The organism is Photorhabdus namnaonensis (genome assembly GCF_001684335.1).
Lineage (GTDB): Bacteria > Pseudomonadota > Gammaproteobacteria > Enterobacterales > Enterobacteriaceae > Photorhabdus > Photorhabdus namnaonensis.
In genome coordinates this window covers 1-516 of sequence record NZ_LOIC01000033.1, presented here as the reverse complement: position 1 = coordinate 516, position 516 = coordinate 1, and the positions used below count along the sequence as shown (strand labels likewise).

Below are 516 nucleotides of genomic sequence, written 5' to 3'. Positions count from 1 at the left end.
AACCTATCTCAGGTAAGGAGGTGATCCAACCGCAGGTTCCCCTACGGTTACCTTGTTACGACTTCACCCCAGTCATGAGCCACAAAGTGGTCAGCGCCCTCCTCTCGGTTAAGCTACCGACTTCTTTTGCAACCCACTCCCATGGTGTGACGGGCGGTGTGTACAAGGCCCGGGAACGTATTCACCGTAGCATGCTGATCTACGATTACTAGCGATTCCGACTTCATGGAGTCGAGTTGCAGACTCCAATCCGGACTACGACAGACTTTGTGTGTTCCGCTTGCTCTCGCGAGGTCGCTTCACTTTGTATCCGCCATTGTAGCACGTGTGTAGCCCTACTCGTAAGGGCCATGATGACTTGACGTCATCCCCACCTTCCTCCGGTTTATCACCGGCAGTCTCCTTTGAGTTCCCACCTCGACGCGCTGGCAACAAAGGATAAGGGTTGCGCTCGTTGCGGGACTTAACCCAACATTTCACAACACGAGCTGACGACAGCCATGCAGCACCTGTCTC

Annotated in this window: 1 rRNA gene; it reads right to left on the bottom strand. The window is 54.3% G+C overall.

Annotation, left to right across the window (positions count from 1 at the left end):
• Positions 1–13 precede the first annotated feature (13 nt).
• Positions 14–516 (bottom strand): 16S ribosomal RNA (locus Phpb_RS06470); the annotation flags it as partial.